Genomic DNA, 24,819 nt, shown 5'->3' with positions numbered 1-24,819 from the left:
GTGCCGTGCTGACCTGTGACCAGGACAGTTAGCCTTCGATGACTTCGAGCTTAGGGAGCATGCGGATGGCTTTAGAGAAGTTGGCGTAGTTGACCGAAGTCTTGAGCACCACGTTGTGCAGCTCCTCAACACGCTCACGCGAAGCATCTGTGTGCAGGCGAATCACGACACTCACCTCGTCGTAGCCTGGGTTAACGCTTTCGTCGATCCCCAGGAAGCCACGCAGGTCGAGAGTGCCGTCGGTCTCAATTTCCAGGCTGTGAATCTTGATGCCCATCATTGCGGCATTGGCGGCATAGCCGACCGACATGCAGGCGTTTAGAGCAGCCATCAGCAGCTCCTGAGGGTTGGGCGCGGTGTTCTCGCCCAGCAATTCATTCGGCTCATCGGCTGCAATTTCAAAATCGCGGGAATAGGTCTCACCGGCCAAGCTGTAACGGCTGACTTTGGCTACAGAACGGGTCTGACCCTTCCAAGCGGTTTTAACGTTGAAGCTTGCGTGGCGCTTGGTCGCATCACCAGCAACGCCTTCGGCGAAATTCTGGAGTGCGGCGACATCGATACCATTCAGGTTGCTGCTCATGTGGACGTTCCTCTTCAGATAAGCCGGACGATTAGACCGGAAGAGAAACAAGCCTACCAAGTAGTAGGTTGGTTTACAAGAGAGGTGACGATACCAATAGTTTTGAAAAGCTAGGCTGCATAGAGGAATTGGGAATATTGATGACAACACAGTGAGTGTCGTGACCAACAGAGTCACTTCGAAAGCGACGCCATGAAACGATCTTTCACACCTCTATGCATCGGGTGAAATTTGTGTGATCGTACGAATTGATGGCATAAGGCCGTCACCACATGGATAAAAATCAGGGAGGTTTTATGGCTGCTTATGCACCAGGGCACGTGTTGGGGCGAGATGGAGGTTCGTTTCAAGAAGTCACTTTGAACGCAGCCAAGAGCGCGGTCGTCGCTAAGCATGGACGGTACTGTACAATTCGCGATCACGAAAAAGCGCCGCCTACAAGCAAGCCTTCGCGTCATTGGCTGCAAATCTACCGCACACCAGATAATACCGAGTGATCTATTCGGTGGATTTTAGTCTGCACTAATTGATACAAGCGTAGATCGGCACGCGGCCCTGAATCAAATAACTCAAGGCCGCCTGCTCTTGGCAGGCGACCAAATCGAGAAGCTTTTGAAAGATGTACTAAAGATACAGCGATGAAAGATGCCCCCTGGAAAGGGAATGCAGCGATAGAGTCGATAAGTGTGCTTGCTAGAGCTTTCAGTGACGAAGGGTAGATAAAATCAAATCAAATCCCGAAGATTTCTCGTAATCATCGCTCATCGCCCAAGAAACAAAGCTCGCACCTTCCAAAGTATTCAATATGAACCTTGAAACTCTGATTACATCCAGGTCGGCTTTAAGCTCTCCTCGATCTTGACCCTGCTTAATGTTTGCTTGGAGCCAAGTGAGATGGATCTCAAAGAAATCCTTTGTCATTTCTTTGAGGCTTTCAGGCAGGGCCAGAAGCTCTGCGGCGAGGGCTCCACAGAGTGGGAGCATCCCGTTTAGACTGCTGTGTGCGAACATCAAGGCGAACGCATTCAGCCGGTCGACAACACTGACGTGTTCATCATTGATAGCGTCCAGCTGCTTTTTAAACCGGAACAGGTAGCTCTCGACGATGGCAATTGCCAAGCCTTCCTTGGTCGGGAAGTGATGGTGAATACTCGCTTTTTTAATGCCGATGTCGTCCGCAAGGTCGGCATAGCTGAAGGCCGCATAGCCTTTCGTGCGCAGCAGAACCTCGGCGCTGGTCAAAAGGTCTGAACGTGTACTCATGATCGTGTATCCAAATTTATCATCTAGACATCATAAATTAGTCACACCTCATAAGACAGCGTTCGCCTTGCAAAGTACTGAGCTGCCTATACTTTGTGCCTCCTGCGGAATGCTTCTTCCATCTTGAGGCCTGTACGGAAACGCGGCATAGGACAAACGTCCGCGGCGCGTTCAAACGATCGGTGAGAACGCCGGACACATCAAGCAGGGCTTGTCCAGGCTGAGGCCTCAAGGCCCACACGAATCAAACGGCCCTCAACGCCCCGCCTGCTACATCCTTTGAACTCTGTGCGCATGCAGTCCGGAGCCAGCACGCGCTGTTCGGCGCGAAGGATGACCCCGCACGACACAGTTCGTCAGATACAAGTCCCAAACTATGTGCTGGCAGGTAAAATGGCATAATATGCCAATAGTCGAAAGGACCTGTATGTCCAGAGCTGGAGCTAATCATGGCGACGCGAAACGTTGTACTCACCCCTCACCAGGAACAGGTTATCCATGACCTGGTGCAGTCCGGCCGTTATCAGAATGCCAGCGAAGTGATGCGAGAAGGTTTGCGGCTATTGGAACAGCGCGTCGCCGAAGACACCGCCAAAATTGAGGCCCTGCGTCAGGCGACCTCTATCGGCATCATGGACCTTGAGCAAGGGCGCTTTACTAAGTTGAACGAAGGGGATCTGGAGCACTACCTCGAGGGCTTGAGCCTGGAGGCAACCCTACCCGCGCGCGAGAAACACTGAGCATGTCGCAGTATCGGATTTCCAACGCGGCGCGCGCCGACATTGTCGACATCCTCAGGCTCTCCCAGACGCAGTTCGGCGATCAAGCACGCCAGCGGTATCAGGCGCTAATCCTCGCCGCGCTGCAAGCGATTGCCGACACGCCTTATCGCATTGGCAGCTACGAACGCGGTGAGCTGGCACCGGGCCTTCGCAGCTATCACCTCATCTATTCACGCCAGCAGGCCAAACAGCCCCATGGGGCGGTCAAAAGCCCACGCCATATCGTGTTTTATCGTGTAGCAAGCGACGACGTGATCGAGGTCGTCCGACTCCTTCATGACGCCATGGAAGTGCAATTGCACTTGCCTAATGACTGATCCTGGCCCAAAGGCTTAGCTGTCCATGAACAGCGAAGGTAAGGCGCCCGCCTCAACATGCAACCTGAGCGCCTTCGCTGCCCGCCGACTCAGTGGCCAATTGAAGCGGGAAGTTATGGGCCCGACCGGATTATCGAGACCCACCACCAGAAGCACGATGCGCAACGTTGCCTGCCACTTTCAATACCGAACAACCGCTTCTTAAGCGCTTTCCGTGGCCAGGCGCCTGGCATTACGCTCCGGTTGTCGATGGACACGCGGATCGATCTCTCTGGCGACCGGCGCCATTGCAACATCTCGCAGAGCATGAGCATTTCACGCTGCCAATTTCAGGACAGGTGCTGAAAGGCGGCCCGGACAACTCCGATTAAGGATATCGACTCATCTAACGACCAAGAATTTTCCAGATTCGGGTTGGTCATCCAGTACACAAAGGCGCACTGAATGCCAGTCACGGCCACCCCGCTCCGGGTCAGAAATAGCCATTCGCGATCGCTCGCCCACCCTGTGCAATTGGGGGCAAAACTGGGGGCAAAATTTGTTTTTTCCAGCCTGTAAATACCGATCTAGAGCCTAGTCAAAATGTTTTTCGGGGACCCCGATAGCCTGTAATAGAATTCCACTAAATTCCATAAACCCGTTTTATAACAATAATTTATTGGTTATTTCAGTCCATCGTCGTCTGTCTAAATCCAACGATTGCGCAGTCAGTAGGCAAAGGCTGGGTGTTCGTCTCTCCGGTCTATCCGGGACGTCCCATAAACCCGACCTCTATGCTCAAGTCTTTTCAGCGCATCTGGCCGGAGTACAACATGACGGCCCATGGCTTTCGTGCCCTACAGGACCATTGCACACGAGCATTTGGGTATAGATCCTATCGTGCTTGAACTGTCTTTATCCCACCGAATGCCGGCTGCGCTCGGAGCAGTGTACGCACGGGCTCAATTGCTCTTGACGGTGTACTTGTTTATTACGGGGTTCAAACACGAAAAGAAGAACGGTGGATACCGGCTATACCCACCACCAGCCCCCACACGTCAGGGCAATGACCGCGCCTACTCCCAGCAGCCACCAGAACAGGGTGCGCTTACGCACTTGTGCACCCGCAGGTACGCATTCAGGAGGGCCCTCAGGGAGCGGTTCAATTGGCACAATCACCACGGGCAAGTTGTCTCGGTTGAAGGGCTCTATACCGGCAAGCCCCATGCAGCGAAAGCCAACGTGGAGGGAATCGTAATCAGCAGGTCGAAGCAGGCTCTGACAGCCCGTGAGGGTGAAGAAAAACAAAAGAAGGCAGGCCTGGTTTTAACATGGCGTCCGTGCGTCCTTGCGGTAAAAACAGGCATTATGCCGGCGATTGATCCCATGCCCAATTCGCAGCTCCCCCAGGTCAAAGCGTTTTTGCAGAGCAAAGGGGGCTCCTTTGGCGACCCGATAGCCTCTAAGCGTCGAAAGTCCGGCATGCGTGCGGCGTTATGCCGGTAACCCACGCTTGAATCCAGACCTGCACAGGCCTACCCTGCACGCGTCGAACAATCACCCAACACGTCAAGGAAGACTTCAAATGTGGGATGGCAGCGTTACTTTTGGCGACTCATGGGCCGGTTACATTGGCCGTGCCGATCAAAACACTGCTCACTCCCATGTCGCCATCCAACTGTGCATCGGCGTAGGCCAACCCGCCACCCTGGAGCTGCCGGGAAAGGTGATCCGTGCGGCAGGCGTGATCATCGGTCCCAACGTCGAACACCGTGCCGTGGCCGAAAGTCATCCGGTGGCATTTTTGTATGTCAGCCCGGACACGGCGTTGGGCCGTGCGCTCAATGCGTTGCTGCAAGACGATGGCATCGCCCTGGCCAGTGACGAACTGCTGGAGTGTTTTCGCCGGAGCACGTCCCTGTCGCACTTTGTCGACGCCCTCTCGCGGCTGCTGGCAATTACCCCGCCGATCGACCACAGGCTCTACAAAGCGCTGAATATTTTGCGCCTTGACCGCGACGGCCCTGGTTGCGTCAGTCGCGCAGCCCAAGCGGTGGGGTTGTCCAGCCCGCGCTTGCGCTGCGTCGCCACCCACCAGATGGGTGTTTCCCTCTCCCAATGGATCATCTGGAACAAATTGGAGCGCGCCTCCAAATCCCTCGCCGGTGGGTCGACGTTGTCGGACGCCGCTGCCGACGGCGGCTTCTCCGACCAGGCGCATCTGGCTCGCATGATGCGCCGCATGATTGGCATGACGCCGCGCACCGCCGCCGAGGTTTTGCGTAAGACAAGCGTTTCGTTCAAGACGCGCTGATATCAAAACGCCAATATCAATCGCATCTTATTCGCGACCACGTTAAGCGCTGAGCACCGGCTCCCAGAGCACCTCAGCGCCACCGAAAGTGAATAGAAGAGTGTTCGCCCGGGGCACCTGTGCCTGCGATTCGGCGAAACGCACCATGAATTCTTTCGATGAATCCGCAGGATGCGCCCTACATGTCAGCACAGCAAAAATTAACCGTCCTTCTCACTGGAGGCTCAGGGGTGCTCGGTGAGTCACTGATCGACTGCCTGGCAGAGGACTTTCACTTGGTCTGCCTGGCGCGCAAAAGCCGTATCCGCGATCCCCGAGTGGAAGTGCTCAAGGGTGATATTTGCAGCGCTGACCTGGGCCTGGCCAGCGACGTTTATGCGGCGCTGGTTGAGCGTGTCGACTGGGTGATCCACGCCGCGGCGGTGACGCGACTGGACGGTGATATCGACCAGATTTTTTCGGTTAACTACCTCGGCACCGAAAACGTCGTGGCCTTTGTGCAGCAAGCCAAGGTGCCGCTGTATCACATCAGCACCGCCTTTACTCACCCCTGCGACTATTACGAAGGCGTACAAGCAGAAACGCCTTACGAAGTCGCCAAGCGCCAGGCCGAAACCCTGGTGCGCTCGGCCGGCATCGACGTGTCGATCTTTCGTCCGTCCATCATTATTGGCGACGCCAGCACCGGGCATATGCCCAACTTCCAGGGTTTCCATATGACCATGGGGCTGATGATGTCTGGCGTGCTGCCCATCGTGCCCTGCCCGCCTGCTGGCTATGTCGACCTGATCGCCCGTGACGTCGCGGCGCGAGCGATCGCCAACGCGCTGCACCAGCGTTTGATCGGCGACGATTATTTTCTCACAAGCGGCCCGCAGGCCCTGGATCTGACGGGTCTGCTGGACCTGATGTGCCAGTCCATGGACACCCAGAAACAACCCTTCACACGGCCACGCTGCATGGCGCCGGACATTTATGAACGGTTGATCCGCCCGGTATTTCTACCGGCGCTGAGCGGCAATATCCAGGCCGCCCTGACCCGTGCCACCCAGTTGTGCCGCTATGCCTGCCTGCGCACGCCACTGCCCACTTCATTGCCGCAGTTACTCGGCGAGCCGGCATTCAGCCAACGCGACGTCAGCCGTGAGTTGCTGCTCTCGCTCAACCACCTGGCGCCCAAGCTGGGGGCTCTGACGCGCATGCTCAAGCAGCCGGTGACAACGCCCACAGAAGCGAGCGTGGCATGAACCACACTGTTATCGAACCTACTCTCGACGCCGCACAGGTCGACCAATACCTGCGCCAGCACGTCAACTCAGGCTACGCACGCCTCGCGTCGCTGATGAACCTGCCAATCGAGCAGTCCAGCCGTGGCGTCTACATCTACGACGAGCAAGGCCGCCAATACCTGGATGCAGGCGGCTATGGCGTGTTTTTCCTCGGGCACGGCCACCCGGTCGTCGTGGAAGCGGTTACTCGGCAACTGCAGCAAAACCCTTTGGCCAGCAAGTTGTTGCTCAACCCGCAACAGGCCTTTGCTGCCCACGCTCTGGCCGCACTGTGCCCGGGTGACCTGGACTATGTGTTTTTTTGCAACTCGGGCGCCGAGGCCACCGAAGCCGGCTTGAAACTCGCCCGCCTCAACGGTTGCCGCCGCACGCTGTCGACGCTCGGAGGCTTCCACGGCAAGACCCTCGGCGCCCTCGCGGTCACTGGCCGCGAGAGCTACCGAGAGCCTTTCAGCGGGTTGCTCAGCAACAGCGAGTTCGTGCCGTTTGGCGACAGCGTCGCGCTGGAGCAGCAACTGCGCGCATCGCCGGACAAGGCTTGTGTGATCCTCGAACCGATCCAGGCCGAAGCGGGGGTGATCCTGCCGCCATCCGGCTACCTCAGGCGCGTGCGCCAACTGTGCGATCAATATGGCGCCGTGCTGATTATCGACGAAATCCAGTCTGGCCTGGGTCGCACCGGCTATTGGTGGGGCTGCGATCAGGAACAGGTGGTGCCCGACATCATGCTGGTGGGTAAAAGCCTGTCCGGCGGCTGCGTACCGGTGAGCGCCATGGTGGCCCGCGCCGAGATCTACGCGCCGTTCAATCGCAACCCTACGGTCCATACCTCGACCTTCGGCGCCAACCCGCTGGCCATGGCGGCTGTGCAGGCCACGCTGCAAGTGATGGTGCAAGAAGACCTGGTCACGCGTGCCCGCCTGCTCGGCCAGGACCTGCACGCCCGCTTCAGCGCGCTGTTGCAGCAACAGGGCTTGGCCGAACGCGTGCAACTGCGCAGCGCGGGCTTGCTGCTGGGCTTTGAATTCGCCGAGGCCTCAATCGCCGCCAACATGGTCATGGCGCTGATCGAGCAACGCATCATTGTGTGCCACTCGCTCAATGACCACCGGGTGCTAAGGCTCACGCCGTCGCCACTGCTGACGGCCCAGGATTGCAACTGGCTGATCGAAGGCTTCGCCCAGGCGCTGACCACTTCGATGCCATCCCTTTAAATGGAGTTTCCCCCCATGCAAGAAGTCAACGTGCAGGCCCATATCCCCCATGCCTGCGCTGATGAAGTATTTGCGGTGATCAGCGATTTCAGCAACTACGTCGAGCTCTGCGAATCGGTGCGCAATATCAGCATCAACAAGGTCAGCGACCAGGTGTCGTTCACGTCCTGGGAGGTCAACTTCCACAGCGGCATTCTCAAGTGGCAGGAGCGTGACACCTTCAATGCCGACACCCGAGAGATTCATTTCGAGCAGATGGCCGGCGACGTCGATCACTTCTCCGGCACCTGGCACGTCTTGCCGGATGGCAAAGACGCGATCATCACCTTCAAATCACGCTTCGACCTGGGCCTGCCGATGCTCGCGGACATGCTCGACCCTGTGGCTAAACAAGCTATCCGGGACAACATCCACTCGATCATCACCGGCCTGTTTCCGGCGAGCTACTTGAAGGCCTGAACCATGTCACTGTCGTTACTCAATCGCTCACGCGATTTGCTTGAACGCTACGCCCCGGGTTTTGACGAGCGTTTGGCGGCCATTCCGAGTGCCCAGCGCGAAGCGCCACAGAGCGAGGTCATCGCCCTGTTCAAGCAACATGGCCCGGTAGGTCTGCTGGTCAACCGTGAAGCCGGCGGGCTGGGCGCGAACATCCTTGACGCGGTGCATGTGCAGATCGCCCTGGGCGCCCGCTCGCCCTCGCTGGCGGTGGCCAGCACCATGCACCAGTTTTCCGTGGCGAGCCTATTGGCACTCACGCAAAACGGCGGCGGCGCCGAAGGCCTGTTGCTGGCCGCCGTCGCGCAAAACCGCTTGCTGCTGTCTTCGGGGTTTGCCGAGGGCACCTCCGGAGCGGGCATTCTCGACTCGGCCATGCAGGCAGTGCACACCCCAGACGGGGTGTTACTCAGCGGCAGCAAGAAGCCCTGCTGCCTTGGGCAGTCGATGGACTTGCTCACCGCCAGCTATATCCGCCAAACCCCTGGTGGCGAAGAGCTGATGGTCGCATTGATTCCGGCCACTGCAGCGGGCATCAGCCGTAATCCTTTCTGGCAGAACAGCGCCCTGGCCGGCGCAGAAAGCATCGAAGTACGCCTCAACGAAGTGCTGGTGCCCGAGCGCATGGTGTTTTCCGCCGGTTACACGCACCAACTGGGAGACGTGCAAACCGTGGGTTTCATCTGGTTCGAACTGTTGATCTGCGCATCTTATGTGGGTGCCTGCGCCAGCCTGATCGAGTCGGTCACAGACGCCGCTCGCTGGACCGCGCATCACCGCGTGGACCTGGCAGCCGACCTGCAATTGGCGATCAGTGCCCTGGAAGGCGCGGCCCTGGATATCGAGCGTAACCCACAGGACTTGCCTAACGTGTTGGCCCGTCTGCTGCTGGTGCGTTACGGCATTGAGCAACGGCTTGCCCAGCTCTCCGACCAGGCCCACGCCATGTTGGGCGGGATGGCGTTCATCACCAGCAACCTGAGTTCCAACGGACTGATGGCCTGCCGCGGCTTGCAATTTCATCCACCGGCCAGGATCTCGATGGCGACCAACCTTGACACCTACCTGTCAGCATCAACCTTCAGCATGACCGGAGCGCACTCATGAACCTGCTCGGAAAAACCATTGTTATCACCGGTACCGCGCGCGGCCTGGGTTTCGCCGCGGCCAGCAAGCTCAAGCGACTGGGCGCCACCGTGATTGGCCTCGATATCCTCGCACCGCAAGACAGCGGCCTGCTGGACGCGTTTTATCAAGTCGACCTGTGTGACCGCCACGCCGTGGCCAACGTGATCAGCGCTATCAGCACCGATTTCGGCGACATCGACATTCTGGTCAATAACGCCGGCACCCTGACACTGGAACGCGGCGAAACCGGGGTCACCGATGAGGTGACCCGCGCAGTGGACGTCAACCTGTTCGCGCCTTGGCAACTGACTTCGGGGTTCCTGCCGGGGCTACTGCGAAAGCGCGGCAAAGTGGTCAACGTGTCCTCATTGTTCGCGCTGGTGAATGCGCCCTACGTGGCCGCCTATGCTGCGAGCAAACGGGCGCTGAGCGCTTATTCGGATGTGCTGCGCATGCAGTATCGCGGGGAGCTTGACGTGGTCACGGTGTACCCGGGGTTCATCGACACGGCGATCCACTTGCCCGCGCAGCGTGTGGGCCTGTCGGTCAAACGCCTGGTGACCTTCAAGTGGGGTGACAAGACCCTGCTGTCCCTGGAAGAAAAACTGGATGCCGCCGCGAACGGCCTGGTGCGCGCCTGCCAGAAAAATGGCCTGCGCAACCGGGGGCTGACGTTCATGGGCACGCTGGCCATGTACACCGCGCGCAGCGTGCCGAGCGTGGTCGATGCCTTTATCGCCATGCGCCTGCGTACGCTCACGCGTGGCGGTCATCTGGTGCTCAACCCTGAACTGATCGAGTAAGCCCTCGCCAATGGCCAGCCATTTACACCCCAAGCCCCAGGTCCGTCTCGACCGTGCCTTGTTCAAGGCCCGATCGAGGGAATCCTTGCTGATCATCGCCTACACCTTGAGCCTGTACCTGCTGCCACTCGCGCTGTTTGTGTGGGTGGCCAACACAGCCTCCACCCTGTGGACGCTGGTGTGTTTGCCATTGGTGGTATTGGCGGGATATGGGTTATTTCTGCAAGCGATCCTTGGGCATGAAGGCTTCCACTTCAACCTGAGCGCGAACCCCATGCGCAGTTGCTACCTGGGCATTGCTACCAGTTCGCTGCTGCCGGGGTTCTGTGTGACCGGTTACTTCGTCGACCATTGGCAACACCACCGGTACAGCAACAGCGCGAAAGACCCGGACTACCAGCTCTTTTCGCGTTATCACACACTGGCGAGCCGCATCACCCTGTCGCGCTTGATTGCCACCCTGCGTTATCTGCAGACCACCTGGCGCCTGGCGTTCGGGCCATTGGTCAATCCTTCGGCGCTGCCGTTGAGTTCGGCGCAAGTGCAATGGCTGGCCCGCTGCAATATCGCCTGCCAGGTTGTATGGCTCAGCCTGTATGGGCTGGCTATCTGGCTAGTCGACGGCCTGTTGTTGGGGTTTTCCTTGAGCCTGGCGGTGGCGTTCCTGCTGTCGGCGGTCAACGCTTATCAGGAACATGCTTTCGACACAGGCCATCTGTTGCCGCCAGCGCGTTCACGCACTTCGCGTCTCAACACCTGGCTGCACGCGGGCTCGAACTTTCACCTGGAACATCATTTTTACCCCGCGGTGCCTTGCTGGCGACTGCCCAAGGTACACCGTCAACTGCTGGAAGCGGGATGGTACGAAAGCCGGCAATACCTGCTGGAAAAGCACTTTGTGCGCTCCTTCCGGTACGCCACCGGTCGCCATCCTTATCGTACAAACACGGTAAACGACACACACCCTTAATTTCCGATGGATTTTGGGCCTGACCCTTCAGGCCGCAGGAGCACGCATGCCTTTTGATATCGACAGCCACATTGAAACCGAGCGCGAACAGCTGTTCAGTCACCCACTGTTCGGCAGTATCCGCAGCGTAGAAGATGTACGCACCCTGATGGAGTTTCACGTGTTCGCCGTCTGGGACTTCATGACCTTGCTCAAGCGTATCCAGCGCGACCTCACGTGCGTGGAGTTGCCCTGGGTACCGCCGGTCCACATCACCGCCGCGCGCCTGATCAACGAAATCGTGGTGGGTGAAGAGACCGACGAGCACCCCGCGGGCGGTTTTATCAGCCACCTGGACCTGTACCTCGCCGCCATGGATGAAATCGGCGCCGACAGCAGCGTATTCCGCCGCTTCCTGGCCGCCATCCAGGCCAAGGTACCTCTGGCTAAGGCGCTCAACGACGCGCAGATTCCGACGGCCGCCAAAGTGTTCATGTGCCAGACCCTCGATGTTGCACAACACGGCAGCACCGAAGCGGTCCTGGCGTACTTCTTCTTCGGGCGTGAAGACATTATCCCCGACATGTTTGGTCGCCTGCTGTCGCAATGGTCGGTCAGTGAACGCGATGTACCGATGCTCACGTATTACTTGAAGCGCCACATCGAGATGGATGGTGACGATCACGGCCCGGCGGCCAAACGCATCATCGCCGAAATCGTCACCAGCCCCGCGCAACACCTGCACATGGTCGAGAGTGCGAAAACCGCAATCAACTCACGGATTGACCTGTGGAATGGCGTGCATCAGTTCCTGCTGGACAAGGCTCAGCCGACGGTGAGCCGTCCTGCGCGGGAGGTCCACACCGTTTCTGAGCCTGCTTGACCTCAACGCGCATCGACAGGGAGTACCACATGACCAAAGGCAAGTTGATAAAACTGACGCTGTGCGGCGTCGTGGTCGGCGGGTTGCTGATACTGGGCTGGCAGCGCTGGCAGTATTCCAGCACCTACGTGAGTACCGACAACGCCGAGCTCGACGGGGTGATCATCCCGGTACGAGCCAAGCTTTCGGGCGTGGTGATCAGTGTGCCGGTGGTGGACAACGTCAGGGTACAAAGCGGCGACCTGCTGTTTCAGATCCGCGACAGCGAGTACCGCTATCAGTTGCAGCAGCGCGAAGCACAGTGGCAAGCATTGCTCGCCGCCGCCGGGCGCGCAGGCGTGCCCGGCGCGCTGGACAGTCAGGTGCTCGGCGCGGTGGCCATGCGCGAGGCCGCGCAGGCGGCCCTGGCTCAAGCAAGCGCCAACCTTGAGCAAGCGCGCAACGACTACCAGCGTGCCCGTCGCCTCGGCGCCCAAGGCGTGCTGAGCACCCAGGACCTGGAAGTGGCCAAGGCGCGTTTCGACGCCCTCAGCCACGCCCAGGGAGTGGCGCGCAGCAACGCCCAGGCCGCCGCTCAAAGTACCTTGGCCAACAAAGCCGAACTCAAGGTGCAGGACTATCGGATCGCGGCCGCGCAAGCGGAGCTGGAACAATCCAGGATCCAGCTCAACGACACCCGCCAGACCGCGCCGATGCGCAGCATTGTCTCGAAAAAAGAGGTGGAACCCGGCCAGTTTGTGGTCGCTGGCCAAAAGCTCATGAGCCTGATCGCCACCGACGCACTGTGGATTACCGCCAACTTCAAGGAGACCCAGGTGGGCCGCGTGCGCGTGGGCCAGACTGCCCGTGTCACCGTGGACGCCTTCCCCGGGCACGCCTTCGACGGCGTCGTCGAAAGCCTGGCACCGGCCACCGGAGCCAAGTTCTCATTGTTGCCCCAGGAGAATGCCACGGGCAACTTCACCAAGGTGGTGCAGCGCGTGCAGGTACGCATCGCGCTCCACGATGTGCCGGATGACTACAAGCCGCTGTTGAGCCCGGGCATGAGCGCGTTTGTCGAAGTGGCCGCACCTGACGACACCGGCCACACGCTATGAAGTCGCCCTATCTGATTGCGCTGACCGTCACGCTGGTGTCGATGATGGAGCTGCTCGATGTCACCATCGTCAACGTAGCGATTCCCAGCCTGATGGGCACCTACGGGGCGTCGGTGGATGAAATCTCCTGGGTCTCCACCGGTTATGTGGTGGCCAACGTGGTGATTCTGCCGGTCAGTGGCTGGCTGTCGGCGTGGTTCGGCCGGCGGACTTATTACCTGGTCTCTACCGCGCTGTTCGTGCTGGCATCGTTGGGTTGCGCGATGTCTGCCGAACTTTGGCAACTGGTCGCGTTCCGGGTGCTGCAAGGCCTGGCGGGCGGCGGGTTGCTGGGGATTTCCCAGGCAATCATCTACGACGTGTTCCCCAAGGAAAAGGTCAGCAGCGGCATGGCGCTTTACGGCGTGGGCGTGATGATGGGGCCCACCTTGGGTCCGACCGTCGGCGGCTACCTGATCGACACGTTGTCGTGGCATTGGATCTTCTTGATCAACTTGCCGATCGGTGCCGTGGCCTTGTTGTTGTGCTGGCTGTGCATCAACGACTCGCCCAACGAACAAAAACCTTCCAGTGTCGACTACAGCGGCTTTTGTTTGCTGGCGCTAGGCGTGGGCAGCCTGCAGATCCTGCTGGAGCGCGGCGAGCACTGGGACTGGATGGCGTCCAACTGGACCGTGGCCTGCCTGTTGCTCAGCAGCTTCAGCCTGGTGGGTTTCTTCTGGTGGGAGCGGCGTGTGGCCAACCCGATCGTCAACGTCGCGCTGTTCCAGAACCGCGAATTCCTGATGGGGTGCATCTGCGCGTTCTGCGTGGGCTTCGGGCTGTACAGCACGTTGTTCATGGTGCCGCTGTTCTTGCAGACCCTGCTGGCGCAGAGCGCTTACCAGAGCGGGTTGGTGATTTTCCCTGGGGCGGTGGCCAGCGCCATCAGCACCTTGGTGATCGGCAAGCTGTCCCAGGAAAACAAGATCGACGAGCGTGTGTTCGTCACCCTGGGCATTGTCATGTACTGCTATGCGATGTTCCTGCACACCCAGTTCACTCTCGACAGTAACCCCGACTCGCTGTACTGGCCCTTGGTGATCCGCGGCCTGGGGCTGGGCATGATCTTCGTGCCGCTGACCAACCTGGCGATGCGTCGCCTGCCGCTGACATTGATCTCCGGCGCCTCAGGCGTACTCAACCTGATGCGCCAGTTGGGGGGCAGCGTGGGCATCGCCATCGCAGCCACCTTGCTCACACGGTTCTCGTGGGAACGCTACCGCCTGCTCTCCGAGCATGTCACCGAATCGAGCCTGGTGGCCAGTGGTTGGGGAGGTGTGGAAACCGACCCGTTGTTTCTTTCCCTGGGCTTGGCGAGCCATCAACAAGCCCTGGCCCTGATGCCTTACCTGCAAGCGCGCGAACAAGGGCAAATGCTGGCGTTCAGCATGCTGTTCGGCACCTTGGGAGCGGTGATGGCCATCGGGATTCCCATGGTGCTGATGATGCGCAGAAGCCACATCAGTCGATAAATCTTTCAGTGGAGCACACCCCTTGCGTATTCCAGGCCTGCATCTGAACACCACCCCGCTGCTCATGCCGCTGTATTGGCTGGCACTCGCCTGCGCGCCCACTCAGGTGTTGGCAGATGACTTGTACCAGCTGTACCAGAAGGCGTTGACCCACGACATGCAGTTCGCCGCCGCCCAGGCCCAGCAATTGGCCACGGCAGAAAAGGAACCGCAAAGCCGTGCCAACCTGCTACCGGACCTGTCTGTCACCGGCGGCGCGGCCTGGGTCGATGCCGAGGATTCCTCCGACTATCATCGCAATCGCAATAACACCAACGCCTACGCCGTGGTCCTCACACAGCCGCTGCTGCGTTGGCAGAATGTGATCGCACACGACCAAAGCAAACTGTTGATCAGCGCCAGTGAACTGCACACCGAACAGGCGCGCCAAGCGCTGATGCTGCGCGTCGCCCGCGCTTATTTCGACGTACTGCTCAATCAGGAACTGTTGAACACCCGCACGCAACAGCTACAAACCTTGCGCGAGAGCCAGACGCGCAGCCAGCGACTGCTGGCCGACGGCGCCACCACCGCTAATGCGCTCGCCCAGGTGCAGGCCAAGTACGACCAGGCATTCGCCGAACAGGTGGCCGCCCGTGGCGCACTGGACATTGCCAACGAAACGCTCACCCAATTAACTGCCGCACAGGCAGGCCCGTGGTCAGGCAAAGAGCCGCAGTTCAGTGCCCCGGTGCCCGCTGCCATCGATGATTGGGCCACGACCGCGCAACAAGGCAACCTTGCCGTACAGGCCGCGCAGATTGCCCAGCGCCTGGCCGAAATGGACATCGACAAGGAACGGGCCGGCCATTTGCCGACCCTGGATCTGATCGCCGCCCATGGCCGCTTCGCCTCTGTCGGCGGTGATGTCTACGATGTGACGTTGCCGGAAAACCGCTATAACCAGACCGTGGTCGGGGTCAAACTGAGCGTTCCTCTCTACAGCGGTGGCCGCACCAGCAGTCGCGTGCGCGAAGCCCATGCACTGCAAAGCAAGGCGGCGGACGAAGTCGAAGATGCACGTCGCAACGCCGGGCTGAAGGCGCGCCAGGCTTACCTGCAAGTCACCAACGGCATGAGCCAATACCAGGCACTCAAGCAGGCCTTGAACTCTAGCCAGATCAACCTTGCCGCCGTGACCCACGGCTTCGAAGCCGGTTCCCGCATCAACACCGACGTGCTGGATGCCCAACAAAAAGTCACCGATACCCAGCAACGCCTGGCCCAACAACGTTATGCGATCCTGATGGCCCAGTTGCACCTGTTGGCATCCACCGGCAACCTGAGCGACGCGCGCCTGCGGGATATCAGTCATACGCTGAACTGACGCACTGATCAGTAATGCGCTGACATTCGCTCAACGTGAGGGCTGATTTGGATTAAGCTTGGGCATCTCAAAAATGGAACACTGCCCATGTTCGACCTCAACGAACTCTTCCTCTACGCCAAGGTGGTCGAGCACGGCGGGTTTGCGGCGGCGGGTCGAGCGTTGAACCTGCCCAAATCGACCTTGAGCCGCAGGGTCAGCCAGCTTGAAGCCAGGCTGGGGGCACGGCTGATACAGCGTTCGACGCGCCAATTCCAGGTGACCGATATCGGCCATGCCTATTACCGCCATTGCGTGGCGATGATTGCCGAAGCCGAGTCAGCAGAAGATGTGATTGCCTTCAACAAATCAGAGCCGCGGGGCGTGATCCGCCTGAGCTGCACCACCGCATTGCTCAACTACTGGGTGGCGCCGATGCTCGCCCAATTCATGGCGCAATGCGCCAGCGTCGAACTGAACGTGAAGAGCTTCAACCGCAAGGTCGACATCATCAGCGAAGGCTATGACATGGCCTTGAACCTGTGTTTCCCACCGCTGGAAAGCAGTGAGCTGGTCATGAAGGTACTGGCTAAAAGTCCTCAGGTACTGGTGGCGAGCGCGACTTTTTTGCAGGACGCTCCCCTGCCCTCGCTACCGGCTGACCTTGCCGGGCTGGCGACTATCCATTGGGGCAACCCGTTGCTTCAATACCTGTGGGACCTGACCGGGCCGGACGGCGCGACGGCCCAGGTCGCGCACACGCCGCGCCTGGTCAGTGATGACATGTCGACCCTGAAAAATGCAGCACTGGCGGGCGTGGGCATCGCCAACCTGCCCCAAGTCGTCGTGAAAGACGAGTTGGCCGATGGCCGCCTGATTGCCGTATTGCCTGAATGGCAACCCGCTGAAGGCGTGATCACCGCCGTGTTCCCCTCCAGGCGCGGGCTGATGCCGTCGGTGCGGTCCTTGATCGACTTTCTGGGCGATGCGTTCGAGGCGCCGTGATCTTAACTAGCCGCCGTTGCATGAACCAAAGCTAGGCCGGCTACATCATAGACCACACTGTCATATTCAAATGCCAGGTAAAATTGAGCCTGGATGGTATCTTTGTCACCGTCCTTGAATCTTTTTATATTCAATTTCCCACTGTCCGCCTTGATGAGCGACGGTAAAGCAAAAGTAGCATTAACACCTGCCTCATCCCTGCTTACGTCATGCTCGCCATCTTTTATAGGTGGCGGCATCTTGAAGGTGAGCAGCTCAAATCGCCCCGTCTCCTCTTCATTAAGGCTCCCACGAAGAATAAGAACGCCATCGTCCGACTCATAATAGCGGAACTCTAATGCCCTCCAAAATTCCTCTACCATAGGAAAGGGAGGAGCAAACATGAAGTTAAAATAATCAGCGCCGACCTTTGAATTCTTCGCTGCGCCAGAAGACTCGCTGGGTTTAGTGTTATTCATGGCTCAATTCCTTGAACTGATTGATTAATCTACGCTCGGCATTTCGAGAGCCCTCCGGGCATGAATATCAGCCTACGCAAACGCCATTAATCAAACTACTGTCAGACTTCTCAGTTGACATCTGTGCCATGTGATGCGCATTAGCTTCTGGCCGAATCAGCGACACCACTGCCCATCGATACCTACTCGGGCTGCATCCATGCATTCGCTGCAACAGTCTTTTGTCATCAATCACATTGATAGCTCCCTAACAAAAGCCCCATGCTAGAGGGCTGACTCCGCGCTTATATCATTCCGAATGATAGTTACCTTTGCTTCATTCGATTCGTGACCTAGCACCTCCCCGCGCATGATCCGCCCATCTCAAATACATTGGCGGATGCACCTCATGGAACAGTCACTCAAACTTTTGCGCTTCCCCTTGGCGATCTTGGCCGTGGTGGTGATCAGCGCGTGCGGCAAGTCTCCCGAACAAGCGGCCGCCATGCCCCCAGCCAAGGTCAGCGTGGCCAAGGTGCTGGAACAACCGGTCAACGAGTGGGACGAGTTCACCGGGCGCCTTGAAGCGCCGGAAACCGTGCAGATTCGTCCGCGGGTGTCCGGCCAGATTGACCAGGTGGCGTTCACCGAAGGCGCGCTGGTGAAGAAAGGCGACCTGCTGTTCCAGATCGACCCTCGCCCATTCCAGGCCGAAGTGCGCCGCCTCGAAGCCCAGCTTGCGCAGACTAAAGCCGCCGCCACTCGCAGTGAAAACGAAGCGCAACGTGGCGAGCGCCTGCGCCAGAGCAATGCGATCTCTGCCGAACTGGCCGACTCGCGCACCACCGCCGCCCAGGAAGCCCGCGCCGCCATGGCCGGGATCCAGGCGCAGTTGGACCTGGCACGCCTGAACTTGAGCTTTACCCGTGTCACTTCGCCTATCAGTGGCCGCGTCAGCCGTGCCGAAATCACCGCCGGCAACCTGGTGACCGCCGATACCACCGCGCTGACCAGCGTGGTCTCCACCGACAAGGTTTACGCCTACTTCGACGCCGATGAGCGTGTATTCCTCAAGTACACCGAACTGGCCCGTGAAGGCCGGCGTGGCGCCACCACCCCGGTGTATCTGGGCCTGTCCAACGAAACCGGCAACCCGCACCTGGGCCAGATGAACTTCGTCGACAACCAGGTCAACCCGGCCACCGGCACCATCCGTGGCCGCGCGGTGTTCGACAACAGCAAGGGCGAATACACCCCTGGCCTGTATGCGCGTTTGAAGCTGGTCGGCAGCGGCACCTATTCGGCGGTGTTGATCAATGACGAAGCCGTCGGCACCGACCTGGGCAAGAAATTCGTGCTGGTGATGGACGGCGACAAGCCGGCTTATCGCGCGGTGGAACTGGGGCCGAAAATCGAAGGCTTGCGCATCGTGCGCAGCGGCCTGACCAAGGATGACACCGTGATCGTCAAGGGCCTGCAACGCGTGCGCCCTGGCTCGCCGGTCGCACCGGAAACCATTCCGATGGCCAGCAAGGAAACCCTCGCCGCCTTGGCCCAACAACGACAAGCGCTTGAAGCCAGCAACCTGGAGCAAGTAGCGCCGCAAACCGCAGCGCCCAAGCTCGCCAGCGCTGCGACTCCACGCGGTTAAGGGATACCTAAGATGAATTTTTCCAAGTTCTTCATTTCACGGCCGATCTTCGCAGCGGTGCTGTCGCTGTTGATCCTGATTGCCGGTGCAATCTCGCTGTTCCAACTGCCGATCAGCGAATACCCGGAAGTGGTACCGCCGACCGTGGTGGTGCGCGCCAACTTCCCGGGCGCCAACCCCAAAGTCATCGGTGAAACCGTGGCCGCGCCGTTGGAGCAAGCCATCACTGGCGTTGAGAACATGCTGTACATGTCCTCGCAATCCACCGCCGACGGCAAGCTGACCCTGACCATCACCTTCGCCCTGGGCACCGACCTGGACAACGCGCAGGTGCAGGTGCAAAACCGTGTGACGCGTACCCAGCCCAAGCTGCCGGAGGAAGTGACACGCATCGGTATTACCGTGGACAAGGCCTCCCCCGACCTGACCATGGTGGTGCACTTGACCTCCCCGGATCAGCGTTATGACATGCTGTACCTGTCCAACTACGCGATCCTCAATATCAAGGATGAACTGGCCCGCCTGGGCGGCGTCGGTGACGTGCAGTTGTTCGGCATGGGCGACTACTCCCTGCGCGTCTGGCTGGACCCGAACAAAACCGCTTCGCGCAACCTGACCGCCACCGATGTGGTCACGGCGATCCGCGAACAGAACCGCCAAGTGGCAGCCGGTGCCCTGGGCGCCCAACCCGCGCCGAGTGACACCAGCTTCCAGTTGTCGGTCAATACCCAGGGCCGCCTGGTCACTGAAGAAGAGTTCGAGAACATCGTGATTCGCGCCGGCGCCAACGGTGAAATCACGCGCCTCAAGGACATCGCCAGGGTCGAACTGGGCTCCAGCCAATACGCGCTGCGCTCGCTGATCGATAACCAGCCCGCCGTTGCGATTCCGATTTTCCAGCGTCCCGGCTCCAATGCCATCGACATCTCCAACGATGTGCGCAGCAAGATGGCCGAGCTGAAAAAGAGCTTTCCGGCGGGCATGGATTATCGCATCGCCTATGACCCGACCATCTTTGTACGCGGCTCCATCGAAGCGGTGGTGCATACCCTGTTTGAAGCACTGATCCTTGTGGTGCTGGTGGTGATCCTGTTCCTGCAGACCTGGCGCGCTTCGATCATCCCGTTGGTGGCGGTGCCGGTTTCATTGATCGGTACCTTTGCGGTGATGCACCTGTTCGGGTTCTCACTCAATGCCCTGTCATTGTTTGGCCTGGTGCTGGCGATCGGTATTGTGGTGGACGACGCCATCGTGGTGGTGGAAAACGTCGAGCGTAATATCGAGTTGGGGCTTGAGCCGTTCCCGGCGACCGAAAAAGCCATGAGTGAAGTGACCGGCCCCATCATCGCCACGGCGCTGGTGCTGTGTGCGGTGTTCATTCCGGCCGCCTTTATCAGTGGCTTGACCGGGCAGTTCTACAAGCAGTTCGCCTTGACCATCGCGATCTCAACCGTGATCTCGGCGTTCAACTCCCTGACCTTGTCCCCTGCCCTGGCCGCTGTGCTGCTGCGCGGCCACGACGCGCCGAAAGACCGTTTCTCCAAGTTCCTCGACAAGGTCTTCGGGGGCTGGCTGTTCCGTCCCTTCAACCGCTTTTTCGAAAAGGCCAGCCATGGCTACGTAGGCACCGTACGCCGAGTGATTCGCGGCAGCGGTATTGCCTTGTTCGTCTACGCAGGTTTGATGGTGCTGACGTTCTTCGGGTTTGCCCACACGCCGACCGGTTTCGTACCGGCCCAGGACAAGCAATACCTGGTGGCCTTCGCCCAACTGCCCGACGCCGCAAGCCTGGACCGCACCGAAAACGTGATGAAGCGCATGTCGGAGATCGCCCTGAAACAACCCGGCGTGGAAGCTGCGATTGCCTTCCCGGGCCTGTCGATCAACGGGTTCACCAACAGCCCAAACAGCGGCATCGTGTTCGTGACCTTGAAGCCGTTCGATGAGCGTAAAGACCCGAGCATGTCCGCCGGTGCGATTGCCGGTGCACTGAACGGCCAATACGCCAATATCGAAGAGGCCTACATGGCGATCTTCCCGCCGCCGCCGGTACAAGGCCTGGGCACCATCGGGGGCTTCCGCCTGCAGATCGAAGACCGTGGCAACCTCGGCTATGACGAGCTGTATAAAGAAGTGCAGAACGTGATTGCCAAGAGTCACAGCGTGCCTGAACTGTTCGGCCTGTTCACCAGCTACACGGTGAACGTGCCGCAAGTGGACGCGGCCATCGACCGCGAAAAGGCCAAGACTCACGGCGTGGCGATCAGCGACATCTTCGACACCCTGCAGGTCTACCTGGGTTCGTTGTATGCCAACGACTTCAACCGTTTCGGGCGTACCTATCAGGTCAACGTGCAGGCCGAGCAGCAGTTCCGCCAGGACTCCGACCAGATCGGCCAATTGAAAGTGCGCAATAACAGAGGCGAGATGATCCCGCTGGCGACCTTTATCAAGGTCAGCGACACCTCGGGCCCGGACCGTGTGATGCACTACAACGGCTTCATCACCGCAGAAATCAACGGCAACGCCGCGCCGGGCTACAGCTCTGGCCAGGCCCAGGCCGCGATTGAAAAGCTGCTCAAAGATGAACTGCCCAACGGCATGACCTACGAGTGGACCGACCTGACCTATCAGCAAATCCTCTCGGGCAATACCGCGCTGTTCGTATTCCCGCTCTGCGTACTGCTGGCGTTCCTGGTGCTCGCCGCCCAATACGAAAGCTGGAGCCTGCCGCTGGCGGTGATCCTGATCGTACCGATGACACTGCTGTCGGCCATTACCGGGGTGATCATCTCGGGCGGCGACAACAACATCTTCACCCAGATCGGCCTGATCGTACTGGTGGGCCTGGCGTGCAAGAACGCGATTCTGATCGTCGAGTTCGCCAAGGATAAACAGCAGGAAGGCCTCGACCCGCTCGCCGCAGTACTGGAAGCCTGCCGCCTGCGTCTGCGGCCGATCCTGATGACCTCGTTCGCGTTCATCATGGGTGTGGTGCCGTTGGTGCTCTCCAGCGGTGCCGGTGCCGAGATGCGCCATGCCATGGGCGTGGCGGTGTTCTCCGGGATGATCGGTGTGACCTTCTTCGGTCTGTTGCTGACACCAGTGTTCTACGTACTGATCCGTCGCTATGTCGAGCGCAGTGAAGCGCGCAAAGCGGCCAAGGCCTTGAAGCTGGAGACACAGCAATGAGTGTGAAAGTATTCCTGCCGAGCCTGTTGGTGCTGGCGCTCGCCGCCTGTGCCGTAGGCCCGGACTACAAGACCCAGCCACTGGAGGCGGCCAATATCACGGCCGCCGCCGACAGCAAAAGCTACGACCATGCCAAGTACGAAGGCATCTGGTGGCAGCAGTTCGAAGACCCCACGCTCAACCAGCTGGTAACCCAGTCGCTGAGCGGCAACCGTGATTTGCGCGTAGCCTTTGCCCGCCTGCGGGCGGCACGGGCTATCCGTGATGACGCGGCCAACGACATCATGCCGGTGGTCACCTCCCGCGCCAGCAGCGATGTGGGCAAGGGCCAGATTCCCGGGCAGACCACCAAGCGTGTCAACAGCGAGCGCTACGACCTGGGCCTGGACATGGCCTGGGAAGTGGATTTGTTCGGGCGCATCCGCCGCAACCTGGAAGCCAGCGACGCCGACCAACAGGTGGCCGAAGCCGACCTGTACCAACTGCAAGTCACCATGATTGCCGAACTGGTGGATGCCTACGGTCAACTGCGTGGAGCGCAACTGCGTGAACGCATTGCCCTGGACAACCTGAAGAACCAGCAGGAATCGCGCACCATCACCGTCAGCCTGCGTGATGCCGGCGTCGGTGATCAGCTCGACGTGGAACGTGCCGACGCGCGCCTGGCAGCAGTTGAAGCCAGCGTGCCGCAACTGCAGGCCGAACAAGTGCGCGAGCGCAACCGCATCGCCACCCTCCTCGGCCAGCGCCCCGACAAACTGAGCGTGGACCTGAGCCCGAAAGACCTGCCAGCGATTGCCAAGGCGTTGCCGATTGGCGACCCGGGGCAACTGCTGCAACGACGCCCGGACATCCTCAGCGCCGAACGCAAACTGGCCGCCGCCACCGCACGTATCGGCGTGGCCAAGGCCGACCTGTTCCCACGGGTGAGCCTCAGCGGTTTCCTCGGGTTCACCGCCGGGCGCGGTTCGCAGATCGGCTCCGCCGCGGCGAATGCCTGGTCCCTGGGCCCGAGCATCACGTGGGCCGCGTTTGACCTGGGCAGCGTGCGTGCGCGTCTGCGTGGCGCGAATGCCGAAGCCGATGGCGCGTTGGCGACCTATGAACAGCAAGTGTTGCTGGCATTGGAAGAGTCCGAGAACGCCTTCAGCGATTACGGCAAGCGCCAGCAACGCCTGGTCTCGCTGATCCGCCAAAGCGAATCCAGCCGCGCCGCCGCCGACCTCGCGGCGATCCGCTATCGCGAAGGCACCGTGGACTTCCTGGTACTGCTCGACGCCCAGCGCGAACGCCTGGCCGCCGAAGACGCCCAGGCCCAGGCCGAAGTGGATCTGTATCGCGGCATCGTGGCGATCTACAAGGCCTTGGGTGGTGGCTGGCAGCCGGATACGGTGGTCGCCAGCAACCGGTGAGGTAAGAGCTCCTTTGGTTGGTCGCATCCAGCCAATTTTTAGCCCTGCGGTCCATTCGGTCGCGGGGCTTTTTTTCGTGTGGGATTTAGCTGGCCTCACCCAGAATCAGGCTACGGTAATGCCCCGGATTCGATCCCACCCACTTACGAAAGGCCTTGTAGAACGAACTCGCATCGGCAAACCCCAGCCGCGTGGCGATCTCGGCAAAACTGATCTGCGGCTCGGCCAACCACACAATCGCCAGTTCCTTGCGCACGCTGTCCTTGAGGCCCTGATAGGTCTGCCCTTCTTCCGCCAGGCGGCGGCGTAGTGTGGACGCAGAAATACACAACCTGGCGGCAAGCGCCTCGGTTTCCGGCCAGGTGTCGGGGGGCATCTGCCGCAAATCGTGCTTGATGCGCGTGGCGAGGCTTTCCGGGTCGCGGTATTTCACCAGGATGTTAGCCGGTGCATGAGCCAGGAAACGTTGGAGCTCCTGCGGGCTGCGCTTGATCGGCAGGTCCAGGCAGTCGGCAGAAAAAATCATGCGGGTGCGTGGCCGATCAAAGCGCAGGTTGTCAGAAAACATCACCTGATAATCGTCACAGAAGTCCGGCTGCGCGCAACGCAACTCGATGGCGAGGATCGGAATGCGCCGCCCTGCCAGCCAGCAGGCGACGCCGTGGACGATCATCCAATAGGTGAAGTAGGTAAACGCACGCTTGGGTTCATGCTCAGGTTCGAGCAGGACGATCTCCGCCAGGCTCTGTTGACGCACCAGCTGGGCTGGCATGTGCTCCAGCATCAACGACAGAAACCCCAGGCCGGTTTCCAGGCCCGCTGCCAGGCTGGGTTGCGCCACGGCGGCGCGACACAGGAACGCCAAGCTGCCGGACTTGAGCTTGCGCGGGTCCATGCCAAAAAACTCATCGTCCCTGCGCCGCGCCAGCAAGCGCCACAGGCGTGCATAGGCCGTGGCCGCCACGCGAGCGTCGGGCTGCTCAAGCAACGCCGGATCAATCCCGACTTTGCTCAATGCCTCAACGGTGGCCGCTCCCGGCGCGCAACTCTGCAACAGCGCTTCGCGCACGAGGTGGATGGAGATGGTGTCTTTTTCCGACATGGGGCGTTGAGCTATCCGGCTGCGGTCTGATTGCCCCGCATCATAAAGGCGGTTGCGCTTCG

Annotated in this window: 21 protein-coding genes and 1 pseudogene; 18 read left to right on the top strand and 4 right to left on the bottom strand. The window is 59.7% G+C overall.

What is annotated here, in order from left to right; genetic code table 11:
• Window positions 1–28: 28 nt before the first annotated feature.
• Window positions 29–583 carry an OsmC family protein gene (locus tag GH769_RS09495; protein ID WP_029290780.1) on the bottom strand — a complete coding sequence of 185 codons (555 nt, stop codon included), beginning with the start codon at window positions 581–583 and terminating at the stop codon, window positions 29–31.
• A gap of 702 nt (window positions 584–1,285) precedes the next feature.
• On the bottom strand, window positions 1,286–1,846 hold the full coding sequence (locus tag GH769_RS09490) for a TetR/AcrR family transcriptional regulator (protein WP_029290777.1): 561 nt from the start codon (window positions 1,844–1,846) through the stop codon (window positions 1,286–1,288).
• A 449-nt stretch (window positions 1,847–2,295) separates the two neighbouring features.
• Between GH769_RS09490 and GH769_RS09485 the strand changes: the two genes are divergently transcribed.
• The 15 genes and pseudogenes from GH769_RS09485 (at window position 2,296) to GH769_RS09420 (ending at window position 16,963) form a co-directional block, all read left to right on the top strand.
• Window positions 2,296–2,586, top strand: a complete 291-nt coding sequence (locus GH769_RS09485) for a type II toxin-antitoxin system ParD family antitoxin (protein WP_029290775.1) — start codon at window positions 2,296–2,298, stop codon at window positions 2,584–2,586.
• Between the two features lie 2 nt (window positions 2,587–2,588).
• Window positions 2,589–2,945 (top strand): type II toxin-antitoxin system RelE/ParE family toxin, encoded by a 357-nt coding sequence (locus GH769_RS09480; RefSeq protein WP_029290773.1) that lies wholly within the window; start codon window positions 2,589–2,591, stop codon window positions 2,943–2,945.
• A 713-nt stretch (window positions 2,946–3,658) separates the two neighbouring features.
• A pseudogene (locus tag GH769_RS29045) lies at window positions 3,659–3,896 on the top strand (integrase); the annotation flags it as partial.
• A 613-nt stretch (window positions 3,897–4,509) separates the two neighbouring features.
• Entirely contained in the window at window positions 4,510–5,238 is a 729-nt protein-coding gene (locus GH769_RS09475; RefSeq protein WP_019820103.1) for an AraC family transcriptional regulator, read from the top strand.
• 182 nt (window positions 5,239–5,420) lie between these two features.
• A complete protein-coding gene (locus GH769_RS09470) occupies window positions 5,421–6,485 on the top strand; it encodes an SDR family oxidoreductase (RefSeq protein ID WP_072434674.1) in 1,065 nt (354 codons plus the stop codon).
• Window positions 6,482–7,741 carry an aspartate aminotransferase family protein gene (locus tag GH769_RS09465; RefSeq protein ID WP_020301469.1) on the top strand — a complete coding sequence of 420 codons (1,260 nt, stop codon included), beginning with the start codon at window positions 6,482–6,484 and terminating at the stop codon, window positions 7,739–7,741. Before GH769_RS09470 ends, GH769_RS09465 begins: the two co-directional genes overlap by 4 nt.
• 15 nt (window positions 7,742–7,756) lie before the next feature.
• On the top strand, window positions 7,757–8,200 hold the full coding sequence (locus GH769_RS09460; protein WP_019820107.1) for a type II toxin-antitoxin system RatA family toxin: 444 nt from the start codon (window positions 7,757–7,759) through the stop codon (window positions 8,198–8,200).
• Between the two features lie 3 nt (window positions 8,201–8,203).
• Window positions 8,204–9,346, top strand: a complete 1,143-nt coding sequence (locus GH769_RS09455; RefSeq protein WP_014718384.1) for an acyl-CoA/acyl-ACP dehydrogenase — start codon at window positions 8,204–8,206, stop codon at window positions 9,344–9,346.
• Entirely contained in the window at window positions 9,343–10,170 is an 828-nt protein-coding gene (locus GH769_RS09450) for an SDR family oxidoreductase (protein ID WP_014718383.1), read from the top strand. Before GH769_RS09455 ends, GH769_RS09450 begins: the two co-directional genes overlap by 4 nt.
• A gap of 10 nt (window positions 10,171–10,180) precedes the next feature.
• The gene (locus tag GH769_RS09445) at window positions 10,181–11,140 is read left to right on the top strand and encodes a fatty acid desaturase (RefSeq protein ID WP_014718382.1); all 960 of its coding nucleotides are present in this window, start codon (window positions 10,181–10,183) and stop codon (window positions 11,138–11,140) included.
• A gap of 46 nt (window positions 11,141–11,186) precedes the next feature.
• Entirely contained in the window at window positions 11,187–12,002 is an 816-nt protein-coding gene (locus GH769_RS09440; protein ID WP_032902186.1) for a DUF3050 domain-containing protein, read from the top strand.
• 29 nt (window positions 12,003–12,031) lie between these two features.
• On the top strand, window positions 12,032–13,099 hold the full coding sequence (locus GH769_RS09435; RefSeq protein WP_032902184.1) for an HlyD family secretion protein: 1,068 nt from the start codon (window positions 12,032–12,034) through the stop codon (window positions 13,097–13,099).
• Window positions 13,096–14,613: a DHA2 family efflux MFS transporter permease subunit gene (locus tag GH769_RS09430; protein WP_014718379.1), complete on the top strand. Its 1,518-nt coding sequence runs from the start codon at window positions 13,096–13,098 to the stop codon at window positions 14,611–14,613. Before GH769_RS09435 ends, GH769_RS09430 begins: the two co-directional genes overlap by 4 nt.
• A 22-nt stretch (window positions 14,614–14,635) precedes the next feature.
• A complete protein-coding gene (locus tag GH769_RS09425; RefSeq protein ID WP_014718378.1) occupies window positions 14,636–15,979 on the top strand; it encodes a TolC family outer membrane protein in 1,344 nt (447 codons plus the stop codon).
• An 87-nt stretch (window positions 15,980–16,066) separates the two neighbouring features.
• Window positions 16,067–16,963, top strand: coding sequence for a LysR substrate-binding domain-containing protein (locus GH769_RS09420; RefSeq protein ID WP_019820111.1), 897 nt, complete (start codon window positions 16,067–16,069; stop codon window positions 16,961–16,963).
• 2 nt (window positions 16,964–16,965) lie between these two features.
• Here GH769_RS09420 and GH769_RS09415 read toward each other — a convergent pair whose 3' ends face one another.
• A complete protein-coding gene (locus tag GH769_RS09415; RefSeq protein WP_019820112.1) occupies window positions 16,966–17,421 on the bottom strand; it encodes a hypothetical protein in 456 nt (151 codons plus the stop codon).
• A 388-nt stretch (window positions 17,422–17,809) separates the two neighbouring features.
• On the opposite strand from GH769_RS09415, the gene mexE reads away from it, so the two are divergent.
• Genes mexE through GH769_RS09400 form a run of 3 tightly spaced genes read left to right on the top strand, consistent with a single transcriptional unit; the run spans window position 17,810 to window position 23,655 of the window.
• Window positions 17,810–19,051 carry a multidrug efflux RND transporter periplasmic adaptor subunit MexE gene (gene mexE, locus GH769_RS09410; RefSeq protein ID WP_020302065.1) on the top strand — a complete coding sequence of 414 codons (1,242 nt, stop codon included), beginning with the start codon at window positions 17,810–17,812 and terminating at the stop codon, window positions 19,049–19,051.
• Window positions 19,052–19,063: 12 nt separating this feature from the next.
• Window positions 19,064–22,243 carry an efflux RND transporter permease subunit gene (locus GH769_RS09405; RefSeq protein WP_003191086.1) on the top strand — a complete coding sequence of 1,060 codons (3,180 nt, stop codon included), beginning with the start codon at window positions 19,064–19,066 and terminating at the stop codon, window positions 22,241–22,243.
• Window positions 22,240–23,655, top strand: a complete 1,416-nt coding sequence (locus GH769_RS09400) for an efflux transporter outer membrane subunit (protein WP_014718375.1) — start codon at window positions 22,240–22,242, stop codon at window positions 23,653–23,655. The genes GH769_RS09405 and GH769_RS09400 overlap by 4 nt, the downstream gene beginning before the upstream one ends.
• Before the next feature lie 85 nt (window positions 23,656–23,740).
• Here the strand turns inward: GH769_RS09400 and GH769_RS09395 are convergent, their stop codons facing one another.
• Window positions 23,741–24,757, bottom strand: a complete 1,017-nt coding sequence (locus GH769_RS09395) for an AraC family transcriptional regulator (RefSeq protein WP_032902182.1) — start codon at window positions 24,755–24,757, stop codon at window positions 23,741–23,743.
• Between the last annotated feature and the right edge of the window lie 62 nt (window positions 24,758–24,819).

It is taken from the genome of Pseudomonas sp. CFSAN084952 (assembly GCF_009648855.1).
Lineage (GTDB): Bacteria > Pseudomonadota > Gammaproteobacteria > Pseudomonadales > Pseudomonadaceae > Aquipseudomonas > Aquipseudomonas paracarnis.
This window is presented reverse-complemented; position numbering and strand designations above follow the sequence as displayed.